Here is a 20754-nt window from a genome sequence, read left to right as displayed (position 1 = left end):
GGCGCTGGTCGTACTTGTAAAATGGATTGTCCATGAAGACCTTCTCTGCAAAACCTGCCGAGGTCGAAAAGAAGTGGATCGTCGTCGATGCGGAAGGCCTTGTGGTCGGACGCTTGGCTTCGTTCGTCGCTTCCCGGCTGCGCGGTAAACATAAACCCATTTTTACGCCTCACGTGGACTGTGGTGACAACGTCATTGTCATCAATGCCGATAAGGTGGTTTTCACGGGCCGCAAGCGCGAGCAGAAGAAGTACTTCTGGCACACGGGCTATCCTGGCGGGATCAAAGAGCGGACAGCGAAAGCGACCTTGGAGGGGCGCTTTCCTGAGCGCGTCGTGCTGAAGGCTGTAGAGCGCATGCTTCCGCGCGGCCCGCTTGGCCGCCAACAGCTGTCCAACCTCAGGGTATATCCCGGCGCGGATCATCCGCACGCGGCCCAGCAGCCTGAGTCGGTCGATTTCAAGAGCTTCAATACGAAGAACAGTCGGAGTGCCGCCTGATGAGTGAACAGATCAATTCGCTAGAAGACCTTGGTGGTGCGCTTGGTGTTGAACCCAGCGATGGCGTTGTTACCGAAAGCGCTCCGGTTCATGTCCAGAAGCTTGATGAGCATGGTCGGGCCTATGCAACCGGTAAGCGGAAGGACGCCATTGCGCGCGTCTGGATTAAGCCGGGTAGCGGCAAGATCACCGTCAATGACAAAGATTTTTCCGCCTACTTCGCACGTCCCGTTCTGCAGATGATCGTGCAGCAGCCGATCGTTGCCGCCTCACGCGATGGTCAGTACGACATCGTCGCGACGGTTAAGGGTGGCGGCTTGTCGGGGCAGGCTGGTGCGGTTCGCCACGGCATCTCCAAGGCCCTGACCCATTACGAGCCGGAGCTGCGGGGCGTTCTGAAGCCCGGTGGCTTCCTCACCCGTGACAGCCGCGTCGTTGAGCGGAAGAAGTACGGCCGAGCCAAGGCTCGCCGGTCCTTCCAGTTCTCAAAACGCTGACACCGTCTGCGATCTAGTCATTTGAAAGCGGGGTGTGTTGGCACCCCGCTTTTTTGTTGTCCGTGATTGGGTAAGCACCATGAGCAAGCGCATAAAAACCGCCATTCTGGGGGCCTCAGGTTACACAGGTGCTGACGCGATTCGTCTGGCGCTTCGCCATCCGAACATTGAGTTGGTCGCCCTCACGGCGAACGCGCATGCGGGCAAACCCATCGGCGCTGTCTTCGAGCATCTTCAGGGAATGGGCCTTCCTGACCTTGTGCGCATCGAACAGCTCAACTGGACGGATATCGACTGCGTGATTTGCGCGCTTCCGCACGGCACAACACAGGCAACCACGCAGGCCATCCGTGCCGCAAACCCCGAATGCGTCGTGGTCGATATGTCGGCTGATTTTCGCCTGCGTGACCCGGAGACCTATGCCACTTGGTACGGTCTCGAACATGCTGCCCCGGACCTGCAACCGCAGGCAGCTTACGGGCTGACAGAACACAACCGCGATGCCATTCGTGCGGCCAAGATCATCGCATGCCCAGGCTGCTTCCCAACCGCTGCACTAACCGCGCTTCTGCCGCCGTTGGGGGAAGGTGACATCTCCGGCGACGATATCATCATCGATGCCAAAACCGGTATATCCGGTGCGGGGCGGGGGTTGAAACAGGGAATGCTCTTCTCTGAAGCGGGCGAGGGGACATCACCTTATGGGGTTGGTCATCATCGCCACATGCCCGAGATCGAACAGGAACTCTCCAAGATCGCGGGCGAGCCAATCACCGTAGGTTTCACGCCGCATTTGGTGCCTATGGTGCGTGGCGAACTGCTTACCTGTCATGTGCGCCTCGCGCCCGGTAAGTCTGCGCAAGATGTCCGCACCACGCTGATGCGCCGGTACGCTGAGGAGCCGTTTGTGCATGTGCTCCCGGAAGGCGGTATTCCGAAAACGCAGAATGTACGCGGCTCAAACATGGTCCACCTTGGGGTCTTCGCCGACCGTTTGCCCGGCCGTGTGATTATCGTTGCTGCTCTCGACAATCTGGTGAAGGGGTCTGCGGGCCAGGCGTTGCAGAACCTCAATCTGGCGTTCGGATTGGACGAGACTCTGGCGCTGGAGCAGGTCGCGCTATTCCCCTGAACCCTTGGGTGGCGAGGGTTTGAAGGGCTGCATACCTGCACGGGCCAGCTCGTCGGCGCGCTCGTTCATGGGGTTGCCGGCATGGCCTTTCACCCAGTGCCACGATACCGAGTGCCTTTGAAGCGCAGCATCGAGCGCTTCCCACAGATCGCGGTTCTTGACGGGCTTCTTGGCGGCGGTTTTCCAGCCGCGCGCCTTCCAGCCGGGAAGCCATTGGGTGATGCCGTCTTTCACGTAGACAGAGTCTGTATGCAGCTCCACCGTTGACGGTCGGGACAGCGCGTTCAGTGCCTCAATAGCTGCCTTTAGCTCCATGCGGTTGTTGGTTGTCTCTTCAGCGCCGCCCTTCAACTCCTTTTCATGACCCTTGAACGTCAGAATAGCGCCCCAACCGCCTGGCCCCGGATTGCCCGAGCAGGCGCCATCGGTCCAAATCTCCACTGGCGTTTGCGTCATCTCAGTCAAAGTCCAGCCCGTAGAAGCGGGCATCACCCACGCCCTGATGAAAGGCGAGCTTGGTCGCGTACTCCCGCGGATCTTTGGGCACAACAAGCGCGCCCTCGGGTACCGTCAGCCAGTCATAAAGGCGCGTCACAAGAAAACGTATGGACGCACCGCGGGCGAGCAGGGGTAAGGCTTCCACTTCATTCCGCTCAAGGCGTCGCACGCTCTGATAACCGGCAACCAGCGCTCGAGCCTTCGTGACGTTAAAGGCGAGGTCTGGCTCAAAGCACCACGCGTTCAGGCAGATCACAAGATCGTAGGCGAAGGCATCGTTGCAGGCGAAGTAGAAATCGATGATGCCGGATAGCTCATTCCCAAGAAAGAAGACGTTGTCGGTGAACAGATCCGCATGAATGACGCCTGACGGTAGGTCGTTTGGCCAGCGTGTTTGCATGCGCTCCAGTTCACGCCCCATTCGGGTTCGAAACCCCGGAAAGGCCTCATCGGCACGCTTTGGGATCAAGTCGTAGAGTTGCATCCAACCATCCAGTGAAAGCGTGTTTTCGCGTCTCATTGCGAAATCAGCGGTCGCCGCGTGCATCTGCGCCAACGTTTCACCGAGTTTCCGGCAGTGGTCAGCTTTTGGTCGCCGTACGGCCACGCCATCAAGAAACGAGATGATGGTAGCAGGCCGGCCGCACAACTCGCCAAGGACAGCGCCATCGCGCCGCGCAATCGGGCTCGGGCAGGTGATATCGCGCGCTGACAGATGGTCCATGACACCGAGGAAGAATGGCAGATCGGCGGCGTTAACTCGTTTCTCAAACAAGGTGAGAATAAAGCTGCCGGCCTCGGTGCGCAGAAGGAAGTTGGAATTCTCGACGCCTTCCGCAATGCCCTTAAACGCGAGGACGACACCGAGGTCGTAATCGTTCAGAAACGCTTCAAGGTCGGCATCGCTGACATCGGTGTAAACGGCCATCAGAAGTCCAGAATGCGTCCGTCAGCCGTTCACGAAACGCATATCATCGGCGGTCAAGACAACATCACGCAGGTTTTTTGCGACCGGGAAAAGCTCATTTTCCTCAGCTGTGACAACAAGATCAACTGATGTGTCAAAGTCTTGCTTTAAGCGATCAATGACGGCGTTAACGAGGATCTCCGGCGCGGAAGCCCCTGCCGAGAGTGAAACGACCGCGCCGTGTTTCAGCCCGTCAAGCGGGATATCGTCGGCCCCAGCTATGAGAAGCCCTTTCGTGGCGCCAGCTCGTTCGGCCACCTCAACAAGCCGCTTGGAGTTGGACGAGTTGGGCGCACCCACAATCAGGAACAGATCGGTCCCCGGCGCTGCCGCCTTGACGGCCTCTTGGCGGTTTGTGGTCGCGTAACAGATCGATTCACCCGCTGGGTCCTCGATCTCGGGGAACTTCTTTTTCAGCGCCACTATGACTTCCATGGTGTCGTCTACGGACAAGGTGGTTTGTGTGACATAGCCAAGTTGAGCTGGGTCTGGTGGCTCGTAGCGGGCGACATCTTCGGGCGTCTCAATCAAATCGACCGCGCCCGATGGTAATTGCCCCATTGTACCGATGACTTCTGGATGCCCTTCGTGGCCGATCAAGACCACCTGTCTGCCTAGCCGCATATGCCGTGCAGCCTGTTTATGTACCTTGGAGACGAGCGGGCAGGTTGCGTCGAAGTACATAAGGTTCAACGCCTGGGCGTTCTCGGGCACGGATTTGGGAACGCCATGGGCTGAAAAGATCACTGGCGCTTGGGTCCCCGTCGGAATCTCGTTGAGCTCTTTGACAAAGACTGCGCCCTTATCACGCAGGCCATCAACCACGTACCGGTTATGGACGATCTCGTGCCGAACATAGACAGGTGCGCCGTAGGCTTTTAGTGCCATCACGACCATCTGAATGGCGCGATCAACCCCGGCACAGAAGCCCCGTGGTCCACACACCTTAAGCGTGAGTTTCGGTTTGAGATCGCTCACCACGTCCATGTCCGCTTCCTAGGCGAAGGGTTGAGAGCTTTCAACCATAGCGTTGACGCCAAGCTGCACTACATATCTGTTGCGCGAAACTGCACCATTCAAGTTCGAAAAGAAGGATACGCCATGCGTTTGTTGTCTGCTCCTGTTTTCTGCCTGGCCATCGCCGCTTTTGTGGCAAGCCCGCACGGCGAAAGCGTTGCGCAGTCGACCGAAGGCGGAACTGACCAGAGCTGTCGCTTCGAACGCGTTATCGACCTGCGCACTGGTACGCCCTCCACGATCCAGCGGTTGCTGGGCGAAGCGCGGCAGACGCAATTGGTTTTTGTCGGCGAGCGCCATGGTACCGCTGAGCATGTTGAACTTGCGCGCTGCATCCTCGAGCAGAAAGGGCAGGGACGCCCACCGGTGCTTGCTATGGAGCACGTTCCGGCAAATTTTCAGTCAAACCTCGATGAGTGGCGGCGCACGAGCCTGTCGGACCCCGACAGCTTTGCAGAGCGTGTGGGATGGGGTGATCTAGGCTGGGCAGATTTTGCGGTTTACCGGCCACTGATCGAGACGGCTGGCGCGGTACGAGCGCACATAGTGGGGACGGACCGCCCGGCATTTGGTGCAATAGGTAGTTTGTCAGCGGATGCGCTTCTCGAAGTTGCTCCGACCTATGGGCTGCAGACCGAGGACATCATTCCCCTTCTGGTTCCCGATATCATCAATGCGCGCTGCGAAACGGTGGATGAGCAAATGGCGCGGCGGATTGCCCTGGACCAGATGGAACGTGAGCGAATCATGGCGGGACGGCTTATCGCGGGGCGTGGGCGCGGTTCCTCCACTCTGTACATCGGTGCTCGCGCGCATGTGCGCGCGGACGCGGCCATTCCTTACCTACTTGAGCGCACCGACCGACCGCCTACCATGCTGCGCATTGCAGCGTACACAGCAGACGAATGGTCCACGTTGACCGGGGGCCAGGGTCTTACAGGTCTTGGCTTGGAAGGCCGTTTCGATGTTGTTGTCATCGCAGGCCAGTCGGATGTGTCGGAAGCAGATCGCTGTGATCAGATGAGGGAGGCGATGGGCCTCAACTAGTGGTGACGCTAAGCGCCCCAGATCGCGCGCAGAACTCTTAACCAGTTTTTCCAGCAAATGTTCTCAATGAGCGGCTCGTCGAAGCCGCGATGGCGCATCGCTTCAACGAGTTTCTGTAATCCGGCCGCTGAACCGATTTCTCGGGGCACGACCGCCCCGTCAAAATCAGAGCCTAATGCGACGCGCGTCTCTCCCATCCGGTCAACCAGATAGGCCAGATGATCGACCATGATGTCGATTGGGGTGTCTGACCGCATCCGGCCATCCTCGCGCAGGAAGGCTGTCGCGAAATTGAGACCGACGAGCCCGTCGCTCTCTGTAATGGCGTCGAGTTGGCAGTCGGTCAGGTTGCGGGCGTGCGGGCACAGCGCATGAACGTTAGAATGGGTTGCAACAATTGGCTGTTGGATCAGCGCGGCCACGTCCCAGAAACCGGCTTCGTTCAGATGGGCGACATCAACCAGTATCTTCAGTTCCGTGCAGCGCTTTACGAGCCGCTTGCCGTCATCGGTCAGTCCCGGGCCGATATCCGGCGTTGCCGGAAACCGGAATGGAACGCCGTGGCCAAAGATCGTTGGCCGGCTCCAGACCGGGCCGAGTGACCGCAAACCGGACGCAACCAGATCATCCAATTGATCGAATTCGGGGCCAATGGCTTCCGCCCCTTCCAGATGAATGACCGCCGCAGGAATTCCCTCCTGTATGGCCTTTTCGATTTGATCGACGGTCACACATACAGTGCAACCACCGCCAGTCTCGATGGCGCGCAAAATCGCCAATTGGTCCTTCACGACGTGCGCTGCGGTCATCCGGTCCACCGGTGGTGGAAGCGGAACGTCGTATCCCGCTTGCCGCATCGCGCGCTCTGCACGATCGCTAGGGCCTGCGGAACCGGGCACCCAAAGGGCAAATAGTCCGCCCACCATAGTGCCGGATTGCATCTTCTGAGCATCGATATGGCCGCGCGCCCGACCGGTTGAGAAACTTCCTGCCACTTCCACTCCGCCCGCAATATGCAGGCGCGCGAGCAAATCGTTGTGCCCATCAAAGACCGGGATCGGCGTCATGCGACAGGTTCGAGCCGGACCGGCAAGGCTTCGAGGCCATGGAAATGGTAGGCGTCCTTGGTGATCAGACGACCACACACCTCGATAGCCGGAGCAAAGTCAAAAATGAGCGGCAGGACACGAGCCAGTTCCAATCTTGCCAACGCGTGGCCGATACAAAAATGGATACCGGCTCCAAACGCGACTTGTTTGACGGGTACCCGGCTAGGATCGAACTGTTGCGGGTTTGCCATCGCGCGTGGGTCATGGTTGGCCATGCCCAAATGGAGCCCAACAACGTCTCCGGCTTTGAAGGGGTGGCCGAACAGCTCGCAGTCTTCAAGCACGTACCGCGTGAACATGTGTAGTGGCGGCGCGTAACGCAGGACCTCCTCAACAAGTGCGTCGGCATCTTGCAGCCAGGCCGCGCGCCGCTCCCGTCCGGTATCCAGAAGAATGCGCAGCCCGTTTCCCATTGCGTGGACCGTGGCTTCATGCCCGGCGTTCAGAAGTAGGATCACGGTGGACACCACCTCGTCCTCCGACAAACGGTCCGTTGAGTCTTCAATATGGACAAGTTGGCTCAGCAGGTCGGTTCCGGGCGCCTTCCGGCGCGTTCGGACAATCGCTCGGACCCATTGGGAGAACGCATTTGCAGCCGTGTTGGCAGCCGTTTCGTCAAACGAGGTTCGTCCCGGCATATACATCTTCACCATCGCGTGGGACCAGGCGAGCAAGCGTGGTCCGTGTTTTTGGTCGATCCCAAGCATGTCCGCAATCGTTGAAACGGCGAGAGGTTCGGCGAACTGTGAAATGAGATCGACGGGGTGATCAGGTGCGAAGGAGCGCAGCAGGCTCTGAGCCCGTTCTTCGATTGATGGGATCAGCTGTTCGATCTGCCGCGAGACAAAGGCGCGGTTGATGAGGCCGCGCAGGCGGGTGTGATCGGGTGGCTCGAGCTCAAGGAGCGAGTGTGCTTCGGCCGCGTCAAATGCCGCCAGATGTGGAGGCCGCGGTGGCCAACCAAGCTCTTCTCTTGGGATGCGATGGAGAATTTGTCGTCCCAGCCGCTTGTCACGGAACAGGGCGTTTACGGTTTCAAGGCCGCCGAAAACCCAGTGGCCATAGTCCTGCCAAAATAAAATGGGGCCTTCGTCGGACGCTTCAGCATGCAATTTGGCGTAAGTCCCGTAAGGATCATCGAAGAACGCACGCTCGCGCGGATTTTGCCTGAAGCTAGCCGTTTCATCGATGGGCTGGGAGTGCGCGCGCATATTGAGTAAGTAGGCTCGCCGTGTGCGTAGAAAAAGGCCCGACCTGATAACCGGCCGGGCCTTACATGTTCATCGTTGCGACGACGCCGCACTCACAGAGCAGCCAACTACGAACAGCCGCTTGTGGAGCCGCAGGTATCGCACTTCAGGCACGTACCATTGCGAACCATTGTGAAGTTGCCGCACTCTGAGCAGCTTTCACCCTCATAGCCCTTCATGCGAGCGATCGAGCGTTGTTCAGCTACCGACGGTTCATGGCGAATGGCGGGTGCAGACGCGACGACCGCCGGTTCTGCGCCTAAATGCATCGCGACATTCGATGCCACTGCCGCAGACGAAAGCGAGGCCGTCACCCCGCCACTCGTTGGAGCTTCCGCGACGGTCGAGCCACCAACGACCTGCAAACGCTCTGCGACCTTACCGCGGACCAGTCCTGCCGAAACGATTGAATTCGCGGACGGTTTTTCAGCATCTTCGCCCTTACCAAGCGTCGTCGCACCGTGATCGTCTGGCGTAACATGCGCAAGATCGTAGCGGCCAAGGTAGGACACGGCCAACTCACGGAAAATATAGTCGAGAATGGACGTCGCATTTTTGATCGTCTCATTACCTTGCACCATGCCCGCTGGTTCAAAGCGCGTGAAGGTGAACGCATCGACATACTCTTCAAGCGGCACGCCATATTGCAGGCCAAGGGAAATGGCGATGGCGAAGTTGTTCATCATCGCCCGGAAGGCGGCCCCTTCCTTGTGCATGTCGATGAAAATCTCGCCGATACGCCCGTCTTCATATTCTCCCGTGGTCAGATAAACCTTGTGGCCACCAACGCGTGCTTTCTGCGTATAGCCTTTGCGCCGATCGGGCATCTTTTCGCGAACGCGAACCTCTTTTTCGATGATCCGCTCAACGATCTTTTCCGCCACCGCTTGCGCGCGCATAGCCTGTGGTGCCGCAATGATTGCCTCAGCGACATCGTCGGCATCTTCATCATCGTCATTGTCGGCAAGAAGCTGCGCGTTGAGCGGCTGGGACAGCTTTGACCCATCGCGATACAGAGCGTTCGCCTTGAGCGCCAGCTTCCATGACATCATGTAAGCGTTCTTGCAGTCCTCGACGCTCGCCGAATTCGGCATATTGATCGTCTTGGAAATCGCGCCGGAAATAAAGGGCTGAGCCGCCGCCATCATATGGATGTGGCTCTCGACGGACAGATAGCGTTCGCCCTTCTTTCCGCATGGATTGGCGCAATCAAAGACAGCATAGTCCTCTTCCTTGAGGTGCGGTGCGCCTTCAAGTGTCATTGTTCCGCAAACGTGCTCGTTGGCCATTGCGATTTCGTCAGCATCGAAGCCGAGCGCCGCGAGCATTTCGAACGACGGATCGTTCAGCTGCTCGTCCGTGAAACCCAACTCATCAATGGCGATATCATCTCCAAGCGTCCAGCGATTGAAGACGAATTTAATATCAAACGCTGAGGCGAGGGCGCCTTCAACCTTCTTGATCGCATCGTCGGAAAAGCCGCGCGCTTTCAAAGAGCCATGATTAACCCCAGGTGCCTGGGCCAGTGAAGCGTGGCCGACCGCATAGGCTTCAATCTCCCCGATTTCTGCTTCGGAATAGCCAAGCGCGCGCAGCGCTTCAGGAACCGCGCGGTTGATGATCTTAAAGTAGCCGCCCCCAGCTAGCTTCTTGAACTTCACCAATGCGAAATCGGGCTCGATGCCGGTGGTGTCACAATCCATCACGAGGCCGATTGTGCCTGTGGGAGCGATCACGGTCGCTTGCGCGTTTCTGTAGCCATATTGTTCGCCCAGGTTTACCGCTTGATCCCATGCCTGGATGGCATGGGCAATGAGCCGCTGGTCGGGACAGTTTTCATGATCGAGCGGAACAGGGTCGACGCTCAACCCCTCATAGCCGCTGCTCAGGCCCAGTGCCGCGTTGCGATGGTTGCGCATCACGCGAAGCATATTCGGTCCATTGGCAGCATAGCCCGGAAACGGTCCGAGCTCGCGCGCCATCTCCGCACTGGTCGCGTAAGCCACGCCGGTCATGATTGCCGTCAGCGACCCGCAGATGGCTCGCGCTTCGTCGCTGTCATAGGCGATACCAGACGTCATCAGCAGCCCGCCAATATTGGCATAGCCGAGGCCCAGCGTCCGGTATTCGTAGGATAGCTCGGCGATTCGCTTCGATGGAAACTGCGCCATCGCCACCGAGATTTCGAGAACCATCGTCCAGAGGCGGACGGCATGCTCATACGCTTCGATATCGAAAACGTTTTTCTCGCCTTCGGGGCCGGTACCATTGAACTGCAGCAGGTTTAGCGACGCCAGATTACAGGCTGTATCGTCGAGAAACATGTATTCCGAACACGGATTGGACGCGCGGATACGACCCGCCGCCGGCGAGGTGTGCCAGTCATTCATGGTCGTGTTGAAGTGCAGACCCGGATCAGCCGACGCCCAGGCGGCGTGGCCGATTTTTTCCCATAGATCGCGGGACTTCACCGTCTTTGAGACTTTGCCCGTTGTGCGCTCGACCAGATCCCAATCGCCATCGTTCTCTACAGACCGCAGGAAGTCGTCGGTGATGGAAACAGAGTTGTTGGAGTTCTGGCCCGAGACGGTACCGTAAGCTTCTGAATCCCAGTCGGTATCGTAAGTTTCAAACGCCAGCTCAGTGTAGCCTTGGCGTGCGAATTGGATGACACGGTGAATGTAGTTTTCGGGCACCAGTGCCTTCTTGGCGGCGCGAACCTCACGCTTTAGCGCCGGGTTTTTGGTGACCTCGAAGCAGTCACCGCCTTCGCCTTCGCAGTTAACGCAAGCCTTCATGATGGCCGTCAGGTGCTTTTTGACGATCTTTGAGCCGGTGACGAGAGCGGCGACTTTCTGCTCTTCCTTCACTTTCCAATCGATGTAGGTCTCGATGTCGGGGTGATCGACATCCACCACAACCATCTTGGCGGCGCGCCGGGTTGTGCCGCCGGATTTGATTGCGCCGGCCGCACGGTCGCCAATGCGCAGGAAGCTCATAAGGCCAGACGACTTGCCGCCGCCCGAGAGCCGCTCACCTTCGCCGCGCAGCATGGAAAAGTTTGATCCGGTTCCCGAGCCATATTTGAACAGCCGTGCCTCGCGAACCCACAGGTCCATGATGCCGCCCTCGTTCACCAAATCGTCGCCGACGCCCTGGATAAAGCAAGCGTGCGGCTGCGGATGTTCGTAAGCGGATTGCGACTTGGTCAGCTCGCCGGTTTCGGGGTCTACGTAATAATGTCCCTGACCCGGGCCATCGATGCCATAGGCCCAATGCAATCCGGTGTTGAACCACTGTGGAGAGTTCGGCGCCACGCGCTGCGTCGCCAACATGAACGCCAGCTCGTCGCGGAAGGCGAGGGCATCATCTTCGCCATCAAAGTAGCCGCCCTTCCAGCCCCAATAGGTCCAGGTGCCTGCAAGCCGGTCAAAAACCTGCCTCGCATCTTTCTCCGGACCGTAGCGCTCATCTTCAGGAAGCTCGGCGAGCGCTTTCTCATCGGCAACCGAACGCCAAAGCCATGACGGCACAGAATTCTCTTCCACCTTCTTCAGGCGCGCCGGCACCCCGGCTTTTCGGAAGTACTTTTGGGCGATGATGTCGCACGCCACCTGGCTCCACTGCTCAGGAACCTGAATATCAGTCAGCTGAAAGACAATTGACCCGTCGGGATTGCGAATCTCACTGTTCGCAGAGCGGAACGTAAGGTCTGCATAAGCTGTCTGATCAGGTTTGGTGAAATGCCGCGCAACACGCATCGTCGAAAAGCTCCTTCAGCCCCAAAAGTGGCGCGTATGCGCCGATTATTCTTCTCTAAAACCAGTCACAAAGTTCCGTAGCGAAAGCTTTCGCTGGCAAAGTGGCCGGAAAACGTTGAGCAATCTGGCTCCACTTCGAAACATCGAGTCGGAGCGTGCCACCACGCAGGTCGGCCTGACCTTCAAGCACGCTAGATGTAGTGTGTAAACGAATAATTAACACCATATCTTGTGAAACTCACGCGCAAAATACCCTGCGCACAAAAAGGCCCAGTGCGGACATTTTTCTGCGATACCCTGACAGCGCATGACTTGAAACTCGCCCACGACGGGCGGGCGAAACCGTAACGGCGTGTAAGAGGCCCGACTCGCATGCGTCCGTCAACCACCGTACGGCGGTAAAAAAAGAGCGGGGGGTTTTCCCCGCTATCAGTGTGGATAGTGCGTCGGAGCGCGGCTGAGTACTGAACCGGCGAAGCAACCCCAAGCAGCCGCAACGTCATTCGGTGTTTTACGTAGATATTCGTGAAACTACGAAGGGGTGAGAACCCTGACGAAGCTGGACAGTCTGTCGCAAATTTCGCACAAGTTTGTGTGCTTCGTGCACCGCTCCATACAAGGCACAATCATGAAACAGTTTTTGCTCCGCTTCTTTACCTGGTGGCAGGATCAAACGTTCGGGACCATGTGGTTTACCGCTCGCAAAGGGCAGCGCGTAGGCGAGGATGAGCTTGGTAATGTCTATTACAGAGCTGATGTCCCACCGCACGGTGAGCGCCGTTGGGTAATCTACAAGGGTGAAGCAGACGCATCAAAAATCTCTCCCGGCTGGCACGGTTGGATGCACAAGAAGACAGACACGCCACCAACCGAGGATGGCTATTCGCCGAAAGACTGGGAGAGGCCGCATCAACCAAACTTGACCGGAACGCCCGGAGCGTACCGGCCAGATGGCTCCATACTCACGCCAGCTAAGCGCCCGGCGGCTACAGGCGATTATGAAGCTTGGTCCCCAGGCGACTAAAACACCGGGCCACCGGCCAGCATGGCGAATCTGGCGCTTTTCGGCCCCAACACAGCCAGCAGAGCTGTTCAGCTACCGCCGAATCAACACAAAGATGGCGTTGGAAAACGCGCGGTAGTCTGGCTTTGCCGCGTAAGTGGAGGAACACGCATACCATGCTTCGATGGATCAGCGCTGGCCTCGCCAGCGCGTTGCTCGTAATTGCCGTTGGCGCAATCGGTTCGAGGGCGCAAACCGCTGCGCCAGTGTTACGCAACGAACGCCCAGTTGCGCTGTTTTCCGGCCTCGACAAAATCACCGGTGAACTTCACTCGTTTTATGTGCTGGTGGATGAGACTGTGCAATTTGGCGCCCTACAGCTGACGCCGCGGGTCTGCTATGATCGGCCGCCATCGGAGCAAGAAAAAACCACCGTGTTTCTTGAGGTGGATGAGCTGACCCTCGACCGCCGGATCAGGCGGATTTTCACGGGTTGGATGCTTGCGGAAAGCCCCGGACTGAACGCGATCGATCACCCGGTCTACGATGTCTGGTTGATTGGCTGCAGTGATTCTGCGCCTGCAACCCCTTGAGAGGGCCAGTGCAAGAAATCTGCAGTTTGCGCCGTCGCTCGCGCGAGCAGTCCTCGATACTCCATTGCTGGGATTTCAGTCGCCCCGAATTGCTTCAGATGATCGGTGATAAATTGCGTGTCGAGTAACGTGAAACCGCCTGCAATCAAACGTCCTACAAGGTGAACCAGCGCCACTTTTGAGGCGTCTCGGCGTTTGGAAAACATGCTCTCGCCGAAGAAAGCAGCGCCGATCGCGACCCCGTAGAGCCCGCCAACCAGAACGCCGTCATAGCGGCATTCAACCGTATGGCAGAGGCCGCGATCAAACAGTTCGCGATAGAGACGGCGGATATCTGCATTGATCCACGTGGAGGAACGTCCCGGCGCAGCATCGCCACAGCCAGAAATGACGCCGTCAAAATCATGATCCACCCGCACTTCAAACAGATCACTTCTGACCGTGCGGGCGAGCCGACGCGGAACATGAAAGCTATCGAGCGGAAGAATACCGCGCATCGGCGGGTTAACCCAAAACAGGTTTGGGTCGTCCGCATCTTCCGACATTGGAAAGAAGCCAACCTCGTAAGCTTCCAGAAGCAAGTCTGCCGTTATCGGGTTAGGCATCGTTGGTGCTTGATGAAAGGCGCTAATTCAGCCCTGCGATGATTCCGCGTTCTCCGCAAGCCAACGCTCCAACCAGTGGATGGAATAGTTCCCGTTCCGAATATCGTCTTCGTGGACGAGTTGTCGGAACAGAGGGATGGTCGACTCAATTCCGGATATGACGAACTCATCCAAGGCCCGAGACAGCCGATTGAGCGCCAATTCCCGGGTGTCACCATGAACAATGAGTTTCCCAATCAGACTGTCGTAGTGGGGCGGGATTTTGTAGCCAGCATAGACCGCTGAATCCACACGGACGCCCAACCCGCCGGAAGGATGGAACGCCTCAATAAGTCCAGGTGAGGGTCGAAAGGTTTCGGGGTGCTCGGCGTTGATCCGGCATTCGATGGCGTGGCCGGAGAAGGACACCTCATCCTGGCTGATCGATAGCCCATGCCCGGCGGCAACCCGCAACTGTTCGGCGACCAGATCCAGCCCCGTGATGGCCTCTGTTATCGGGTGTTCAACCTGCAGACGCGTGTTCATTTCGATGAAGTAGAACTGTCCGTCCTCGTAAAGAAACTCGATGGTTCCCGCACCAGAATAGCCGAGCGCTGCGATGGCATCGGCCGCGATGCCGCCAATTTCCGCGCGTTGCTCGGCAGTGATCGCCGGTGAAAGCGCTTCTTCCCAGACCTTTTGGTGCCTGCGCTGCAGCGAACAATCGCGCTCGCCCAGATGGATACCCGCACCCTTTCCATCGCCAAAAACCTGCACCTCAATATGTCGAGGATTGCCGAGGTACTTCTCTAGATAAAGCGCATCGTCACCGAAGGCGGCGCGTGCCTCCGCTCGCGCTGTTTCAACCGCGTTCGCAAGGTCGTCAGCCGTGCGCGCAACCTTCATGCCGCGACCACCACCGCCAGCTGCCGCCTTGACGAGCACGGGGTAGCCCATGTCATCGGCGAGCTTCTTTGCGTCAGCAACCGAATGAATGGCCCCTTCGGAGCCAGGAACCACCGGTATTCCAAGGCGTTTTGCGGTCTCTTTCGCCGCAATCTTATCGCCCATGGTGTCAATGTGCTCAGCCGTCGGCCCAATGAAAGTGACATTGTGCGCGGCCAGGATCTCCGAGAAGCGCGCGTTTTCCGAAAGAAAGCCGTAGCCCGGATGCACTGCGTCTGCTTCGGTGATTTCACACGCCGCCAAAATCTGCGGGATATTCAGGTAGCTCTCGGCGGCCGCCGGTGGCCCGATACAAACGCTTTCGTCGGCCAAACGAACGTGCATGGCGTTGGCGTCGGCTGTGGAGTGAACCGCCACAGTACCGATTCCCATTTCCTTGCAGGCGCGCAGCACACGAAGCGCGATCTCGCCGCGGTTTGCAATCAGAACTTTTTTGAACATGGCCGTAGCCTCACCGGATCACGACGAGAGGCTCGCCGAATTCGACGGGCTGCTTGTCGTTGACCAGAATGTCCTCAATGACGCCCGCGCGCGGCGCCTCTATCTGATTCATGGTTTTCATTGCTTCGACGATGAGCAAGGTCTGCCCCTCGCGGACCTCATCGCCAACTTTGATGTAGGCGTCAGCCCCCGGCTCTGGAGACAAGTAGGCGGTGCCAACCATCGGTGACCGCACCGCTTCGCCATCAGCGCTCTGCCCTGCCGCTGGTTGATCGTTGGCGCTGGTTCCGGCTGCGGGCGCTGGCGCAGACGGAGCTGCCGGTGGTGCAATCGGTGCAGCCACATGGGTGGTCTGCGCGATAGGAGCCGGCGTGCGGGCGATACGCACCCGCATCGAATCCTGCTCAACCTCAATTTCCGTCAAATCCGTCTCATTGAGAAGTAATGCGAGCTGACGGATAAAATCGGGATCGAGCGTGGCTTTGGATTTCGACATGGGAACGAACAAACTGCTTGTTGAAAATCAGAACGAAGGCCACCCACCAGTGCGGTGAAGCTGACAGCTGGCGGGGTATAGCGACTTGCTCGCTAGCCGTCCACCAACTCAGCCATTGCTGTAAGTGCCAAGCGATAGCCTTCCGCGCCCAGTCCCAGGATTGCTCCGGTCGACGCTTGGGCAGTCAGACTGTGCTCACGAAACGCTTCGCGTGCGTGAATATTGCTCAGATGAACCTCGATGATCGGAATTTCGAGTGCCCTTAGTGCGTCATGAAGCGATATAGAGGTGTGGCTCAGTCCGCCAAAATTGCAGATCAAGCCATCGGCAACGCGCCGCGCCTCATGGACCCAGTCAATCAGGACACCTTCATGGTTGGATTGGCGAAAATCGACCTCCATATCGAGCGCCGCTGCGTGATCGCGGCACATGGCTTCGATGTCGTCCAGCGATTGATGGCCGTAAACGTCCGGTTCACGCTGTCCAAGCAGGTTGAGGTTTGGACCGTTGAGTATGGTGATGGTTGCCATGGCTGACCCTAATTCGTCGATCGGGTCAGGCGTTGGCGAGCCTCAGCCCGTTACCGATCAATTTGAACCGTCTTCGATAAGCGGTTCTGTACCCAGCGAAGCTTGCGCTGTTTGGATCGCCATTGCCAGCCGCTCGAAACCGACGGCTCCCATGATCAGTTCGTTGCCCACAACAAACGCAGGCGTGCCAGTGATACCAAGAAGCTCCGCAAGCCCATAGGATGCGCTGATGCCCTCCAATATGGCGTCATCTGTGGCGAGCGTTTCCAGCTCCCCCTGATCGGCACCCAGTGAAAGGGCGACCTCGGTTGCAAGGGTTGCGTCGGCTCGGCGATCTGTCTGCGCCATCATCGTGTCGATGAAAGCAAGCATATCGCCGCCACTCTGGCGGAAGGCGATTGCGACGCGCGCTGCTTCAAGCGAGCCTGGTCCCAACACAGGAAAGTCCTTCACAAGGACCCGCAGGTTGGGTTCGCTTTCGATCAGGGCCAGGACGTCTGCATGCGCCCTTTTGCAGAAGCCGCAATTGTAATCGAGAAACTCGACCAGCGTGACGGTACCGTCTGGATTGCCCAGAACACTCGCATGCTGTGTCGACAGAAGCGCTTCAGCGCTTTCCGCTATCAGCTCTGAACTGCGGGCTTCGGCCTCAGCGAAACGAAACGCCTCAAGGGCGTTGATCGCTTCCTCAAGAATGGAAGGGTCTGCTAGAAGGGCGTTGCGGACCAGCGCCATCGCGGCCTGGGGATCAGCCGCCGCCAGCGACGCCAATGCGCTGGGCTCGTCCAGCAAAGCGATTGGCGGCTCGCTGGTCTGGTTGGAAGGAGCATCCGCCACCGGCGCGCTGGGTTCGCGTGGATCAGATGCGGTAATAAGTATACCGGTCGCAACGGCGACGGGCACAACGACCGCAGCCACGGCGCAAATAGCGATCACAGCTCGCATACGCACTCCTTGGCCGGCTGGTCAAACGTCATCATTATGGATCATAGGCTATGATATCCTGCGCCCGTAACCAGCCCGACGAGCCGCGGCTCAGCCCCTGCTGGGCTCGACGTGCGAACCCCTTTGCGCCCTCGATGTCACCGCGAGCAAAGGCCTCCAATCCCGATGCCAGTTGGGCCATCGCTGTGTTGCCTTGGCGCGCATAAGCCTGGCCGAGGAAGCGGAAGCCGAAGGCAAGGCCTGGATCAGCACCCAGGCCTCTTTCGAGCTGCGCAATCGCGTTGCCAAGCAGACCGCTGTCGCCCGTCTCGGCTAGCGCGGCACCGTAATAGACCCGTAAGATCGGATTGTCAGGCGCAAGCTCCAAAGCCCGCGCCCAGCTTTGGGCCGCTTCTCTGGGATTGCCCGATTCAAATTGAACGGTGCCGCGTTGCTCCCAGAAAAATGGGTTGCTGGGTTGTTCGCGGATCAGCTGGTCAAACTCCCGGACCGCCTCGTTGGCTGGCCTTGTCTGCCCGGTAACGATGGCGCGCGCGTACCGTGCCGCCAAGGACCGATCGGAGTTCGGATAGCGTCGTGCGACTGTACGCGGACCATCGATCATTGCCGTCAGCCGAGCAACGGCGAGATCGTGGCGTTGCTGTAATTCGGGGGCGTCTCGCCGACCGAAGTGCGGGCTGCGCTGCACCAATCGCTCGATTTGAGAGATCCGATCCCGCGCCATCGGATGCGAGCGGATATACGGATCGACGAAGCGTCCAGTGAACATGGTTTGGTCGGCGAAGCGCTCAAACACCCGGAGCATACCTTCGCCAGACTGCCCGGTCGCATTCAGGTAAGAGATCGCTGCCCGGTCCGCCGCCAATTCTTCCTCACGCTGATAGGCCAGAAGCGTTCGGTTGGCGAGCTCACTGCCACCCAAGGCTGCGCCTTGAGCTGCACGCGCGGCTTGGCCGTCGCCAGATGCAACTGCCGCGCCGGCCGCTATCGCGCCAGCGATCATAGACGCCGCGGAAATCAGTTGTGCTCTCGCCACCTGTTGGCGTAGCCGTGAGAGGTGCGCGCCGGCCAAGTGGCCGGTTTCGTGCGCCAGCACGCCGATGATCTCGTTCGGCGTATCGGCCTGCATGATAGCGCCGACATTGATAAAGATACGGCGGCTATCAGCCACAAACGCATTGAAGTCACGATCGTTGACAATGACAACTTGGGTCGATCCTCCGCCCAGGTTCGCTGCCCTGAGAATTGGCCTCATATAGCTGTTGATCAGGGCTTCCACTTCAGCGTCGCGGAGCACAGAGATCCGAACCTGCGCATCGGCGCGGCTGACCCAGACCGAGGTCAACGATAGCGCCATGACGAGTGAGAAGATCACCGCCCTCGCGCAAGCCGCGCCCAAGCGATGCGCGATTGAAACCCGTGGGCTGGGGCCGGTCGTTGACCGTAGAGCCGATGCAGGGGAATGGCAGGATGCGCGATAAGTCTGTGTCATGCGTAGCGTTTTGTGACCGCCGAGTGGCCGTAATTAGGCACAAAGCGGCATTGTTCCTCCCAATGATCGTCCAAAGCTAACATCCACCTCGACCGCGTCAATCTCGCGCCGCTCTGCGAACGCACGTCGCCCGCTTCGTCATACCGGTTGCAAAGCCTGTATAGGTCAGCCATTCAAACCCATCTTCCGGAGCCCGCCTGTGCCAATCACTTGCGCACGTCACCAGGATGTCACCTTGTCTCGTACCCATCCCAACCCGCACCGCCAACACCGGCATATGAGTGTCCGCGCCGTCGCTCGCTCGCGTCGGGTGGAGCCGTTCTTGGCGATGGATATTCTAGCAGCTGCAAACGCACGCGAAGCCAAGGGCTTGCCGACGTTCCACCTCGAACTTGGCCAACCGGGCGTTGCTCCGCCGGAGGCCGTGCAGCAGGCAGCAGTTGAAAGGCTGCAAAGGGCACCTCTGGGGTACACTGAAGCGTCGGGCCGCGCCGACCTGCGTGCGCGCATCGCGCGTTTCTATCGTGAGCGGTTCTCCATGGATCTTGATCCGCAGCGGGTCATGGTCACCACGGGCTCATCGGCCGGCTTTTCACTGGCGTTTCTTCTGCTCTGCGAGCCAGGTGATCGGATTGCCTTGCCGCGTCCAGGCTACCCCGCCTACCGCAACATTGTTCAAGCCTTAGGCTTAGAGCCTGTCGAAATTGATTTGTCGGCCGAAACCGGCTGGGTGGTCACCCCTGAGGCACTGACGGCGCAGCATGAAAAAACACCGATCAAAGCGATTCTGATTGCCTCACCGAACAACCCGACCGGAACCGTAATGCCCGCCAATGCGCTGCGAGCACTTGCGCAAACCTGTCGAGATGCTGGTATCTGGTTCCTTTCTGACGAAATCTATCACGGGCTTGTTTTCGAAGGTGAGGAGCACTGCGCCCTCGAGTTCGATCCCGATGCGATCGTCATCAACTCATTCAGCAAATACTTCTGCATGACCGGCTGGCGGATCGGATGGATGGTGTTGCCCGAACGGCTGGTTCGTCCAGCTGAAGCCCTTGCCCAGAACCTGTTCATCTGCCCGCCAACGCTCGCTCAACATGCTGCGGAAGTCGCGTTTGAGATGACGGCTGACTATGAGCGCATAAAGGCCGGTTATGCGCGCAATCGTGCAACCCTCATGAAGGTTCAGGAACGCCTGCACATCCGCGGTAATCCTCCAGCCGATGGGGCTTTCTACCTGTATTGGCCGATCGAGCGCTTCCTACGCTCCGGTGAAACGTCAATCGAGCTATGCCATGCGCTTCTCAGCGAGACCGGTATCGCGATTACGCCCGGAGTTGATTTCGACCCGCGTTTTGGGGCGTCCGCTGTCCGCCTTTCCTATGCGGGGCCGCACGAGCAAATCGAACCGGCGGCCTTGATGCTTGCGGACTGGTTGGAAGCGCGGCTCTAGCGGACAATCCGTTCAAGCGGATCGTAGCGCGCGGTACCGACATCGAATGCCATGCGCGCAAGTGCGTCCGGCTTGTATCGAACGGCGCGCATCTCCTCTGGCGAGAAAAAGTGGCGTTTGGAGACGATTTGGTCAAGATCACGCCACGCAGGATCCAGTGCGCCCGCCGCAATGCGCGCATGGAAGAAGATCTCAACCTGATGGAATGAGCCGGCAGGATCGTGAAACTCGTTCACCCCTGCCAGATCGCCAACGTGAACCGTCAGCCCCGTTTCTTCATGGACCTCTCGCATCAGATTGTCGTGCAGTGATCCGTGAAGCTCAACGCCGCCGCCGGGCGCACACCAAAGGTCAGAATCGCCTTCGCGGTACGCGTTCACGAGCAGCAGCCGACCGTCTTGGACGATAAGGGCGCGCACTGCGACTCTCGGGCCAGTATTGGCGGGTAGCGCGTTCACGGTGAAACAAGTGGA

General features: G+C 58.6%; 19 protein-coding genes and 1 pseudogene. 7 read left to right on the top strand and 13 right to left on the bottom strand.

The window, feature by feature from the left end; genetic code table 11:
- The first annotated feature begins 32 nt into the window (after positions 1-32).
- The 3 genes from rplM to argC all read left to right on the top strand — a co-directional run bounded on the left by rplM (position 33) and on the right by argC (position 2129).
- Positions 33-500, top strand: a complete 468-nt coding sequence (gene rplM / locus AAF739_13810) for a 50S ribosomal protein L13 (protein ID MEM6383744.1) — start codon at positions 33-35, stop codon at positions 498-500.
- On the top strand, positions 500-997 hold the full coding sequence (gene rpsI, locus AAF739_13805) for a 30S ribosomal protein S9 (protein ID MEM6383743.1): 498 nt from the start codon (positions 500-502) through the stop codon (positions 995-997). The genes rplM and rpsI overlap by 1 nt, the downstream gene beginning before the upstream one ends.
- A 79-nt stretch (positions 998-1076) precedes the next feature.
- A complete protein-coding gene (argC, locus tag AAF739_13800; protein ID MEM6383742.1) occupies positions 1077-2129 on the top strand; it encodes an N-acetyl-gamma-glutamyl-phosphate reductase in 1053 nt (350 codons plus the stop codon).
- Here the strand turns inward: argC and rnhA are convergent.
- Genes rnhA through ispH form a run of 3 tightly spaced genes read right to left on the bottom strand, consistent with a single transcriptional unit; the run spans position 2118 to position 4581 of the window.
- Positions 2118-2585: a ribonuclease HI gene (gene rnhA, locus AAF739_13795; GenBank protein ID MEM6383741.1), complete on the bottom strand. Its 468-nt coding sequence runs from the start codon at positions 2583-2585 to the stop codon at positions 2118-2120. The two genes, argC and rnhA, sit on opposite strands and share 12 nt — an antisense overlap.
- Position 2586: 1 nt before the next feature.
- On the bottom strand, positions 2587-3555 hold the full coding sequence (locus AAF739_13790) for a homoserine kinase (protein ID MEM6383740.1): 969 nt from the start codon (positions 3553-3555) through the stop codon (positions 2587-2589).
- 21 nt (positions 3556-3576) lie between these two features.
- Positions 3577-4581, bottom strand: a complete 1005-nt coding sequence (ispH, locus tag AAF739_13785; protein MEM6383739.1) for a 4-hydroxy-3-methylbut-2-enyl diphosphate reductase — start codon at positions 4579-4581, stop codon at positions 3577-3579.
- Positions 4582-4695: 114 nt separating this feature from the next.
- Here ispH and AAF739_13780 point away from each other — a divergent pair, with 114 nt between their 5' ends.
- Positions 4696-5658 carry a ChaN family lipoprotein gene (locus tag AAF739_13780; protein MEM6383738.1) on the top strand — a complete coding sequence of 321 codons (963 nt, stop codon included), beginning with the start codon at positions 4696-4698 and terminating at the stop codon, positions 5656-5658.
- Between the two features lie 8 nt (positions 5659-5666).
- Here the strand turns inward: AAF739_13780 and AAF739_13775 are convergent, their stop codons facing one another.
- The 3 genes from AAF739_13775 to AAF739_13765 form a co-directional block, all read right to left on the bottom strand.
- Complete coding sequence (locus AAF739_13775) at positions 5667-6725, bottom strand: dipeptidase (GenBank protein ID MEM6383737.1); 1059 nt, start codon at positions 6723-6725, stop codon at positions 5667-5669.
- Complete coding sequence (locus AAF739_13770) at positions 6722-7978, bottom strand: cytochrome P450 (GenBank protein MEM6383736.1); 1257 nt, start codon at positions 7976-7978, stop codon at positions 6722-6724. The genes AAF739_13775 and AAF739_13770 overlap by 4 nt, the downstream gene beginning before the upstream one ends.
- Positions 7979-8085: 107 nt before the next feature.
- On the bottom strand, positions 8086-11778 hold the full coding sequence (locus tag AAF739_13765) for a vitamin B12-dependent ribonucleotide reductase (GenBank protein MEM6383735.1): 3693 nt from the start codon (positions 11776-11778) through the stop codon (positions 8086-8088).
- Positions 11779-12406: 628 nt separating this feature from the next.
- Here AAF739_13765 and AAF739_13760 point away from each other — a divergent pair.
- Both AAF739_13760 and AAF739_13755 read left to right on the top strand, forming a co-directional pair.
- Entirely contained in the window at positions 12407-12802 is a 396-nt protein-coding gene (locus AAF739_13760) for an NADH:ubiquinone oxidoreductase subunit NDUFA12 (protein MEM6383734.1), read from the top strand.
- 236 nt (positions 12803-13038) lie between these two features.
- Positions 13039-13347 (top strand): annotated as a pseudogene (locus AAF739_13755) (DUF2155 domain-containing protein).
- Here AAF739_13755 and aat read toward each other — a convergent pair.
- From aat to AAF739_13725, 6 genes are all read right to left on the bottom strand, one after another.
- Positions 13323-13979, bottom strand: a complete 657-nt coding sequence (aat, locus tag AAF739_13750) for a leucyl/phenylalanyl-tRNA--protein transferase (protein ID MEM6383733.1) — start codon at positions 13977-13979, stop codon at positions 13323-13325. The pseudogene AAF739_13755 and the gene aat sit on opposite strands and share 25 nt — an antisense overlap.
- A 27-nt stretch (positions 13980-14006) precedes the next feature.
- The gene (gene accC / locus AAF739_13745; GenBank protein ID MEM6383732.1) at positions 14007-15365 is read right to left on the bottom strand and encodes an acetyl-CoA carboxylase biotin carboxylase subunit; all 1359 of its coding nucleotides are present in this window, start codon (positions 15363-15365) and stop codon (positions 14007-14009) included.
- A gap of 10 nt (positions 15366-15375) precedes the next feature.
- A complete protein-coding gene (accB, locus tag AAF739_13740; GenBank protein ID MEM6383731.1) occupies positions 15376-15861 on the bottom strand; it encodes an acetyl-CoA carboxylase biotin carboxyl carrier protein in 486 nt (161 codons plus the stop codon).
- Between the two features lie 92 nt (positions 15862-15953).
- Positions 15954-16391, bottom strand: coding sequence for a type II 3-dehydroquinate dehydratase (gene aroQ, locus AAF739_13735; protein ID MEM6383730.1), 438 nt, complete (start codon positions 16389-16391; stop codon positions 15954-15956).
- Between the two features lie 57 nt (positions 16392-16448).
- Entirely contained in the window at positions 16449-17336 is an 888-nt protein-coding gene (locus AAF739_13730) for a DsbA family protein (protein ID MEM6383729.1), read from the bottom strand.
- A gap of 34 nt (positions 17337-17370) precedes the next feature.
- Positions 17371-18711: a M48 family metalloprotease gene (locus AAF739_13725; GenBank protein MEM6383728.1), complete on the bottom strand. Its 1341-nt coding sequence runs from the start codon at positions 18709-18711 to the stop codon at positions 17371-17373.
- A 394-nt stretch (positions 18712-19105) separates the two neighbouring features.
- On the opposite strand from AAF739_13725, the gene AAF739_13720 reads away from it, so the two are divergent.
- Positions 19106-20281, top strand: a complete 1176-nt coding sequence (locus AAF739_13720) for an aminotransferase class I/II-fold pyridoxal phosphate-dependent enzyme (GenBank protein MEM6383727.1) — start codon at positions 19106-19108, stop codon at positions 20279-20281.
- Here the strand turns inward: AAF739_13720 and AAF739_13715 are convergent.
- On the bottom strand, positions 20278-20700 hold the full coding sequence (locus AAF739_13715; protein ID MEM6383726.1) for an NUDIX domain-containing protein: 423 nt from the start codon (positions 20698-20700) through the stop codon (positions 20278-20280). The genes AAF739_13720 and AAF739_13715 overlap by 4 nt on opposite strands.
- Positions 20701-20754: the final 54 nt, after the last annotated feature.

This window comes from Pseudomonadota bacterium (assembly GCA_039024915.1).
Lineage (GTDB): Bacteria > Pseudomonadota > Alphaproteobacteria > Rhizobiales > MH13 > MH13.
This window is presented reverse-complemented; position numbering and strand designations above follow the sequence as displayed.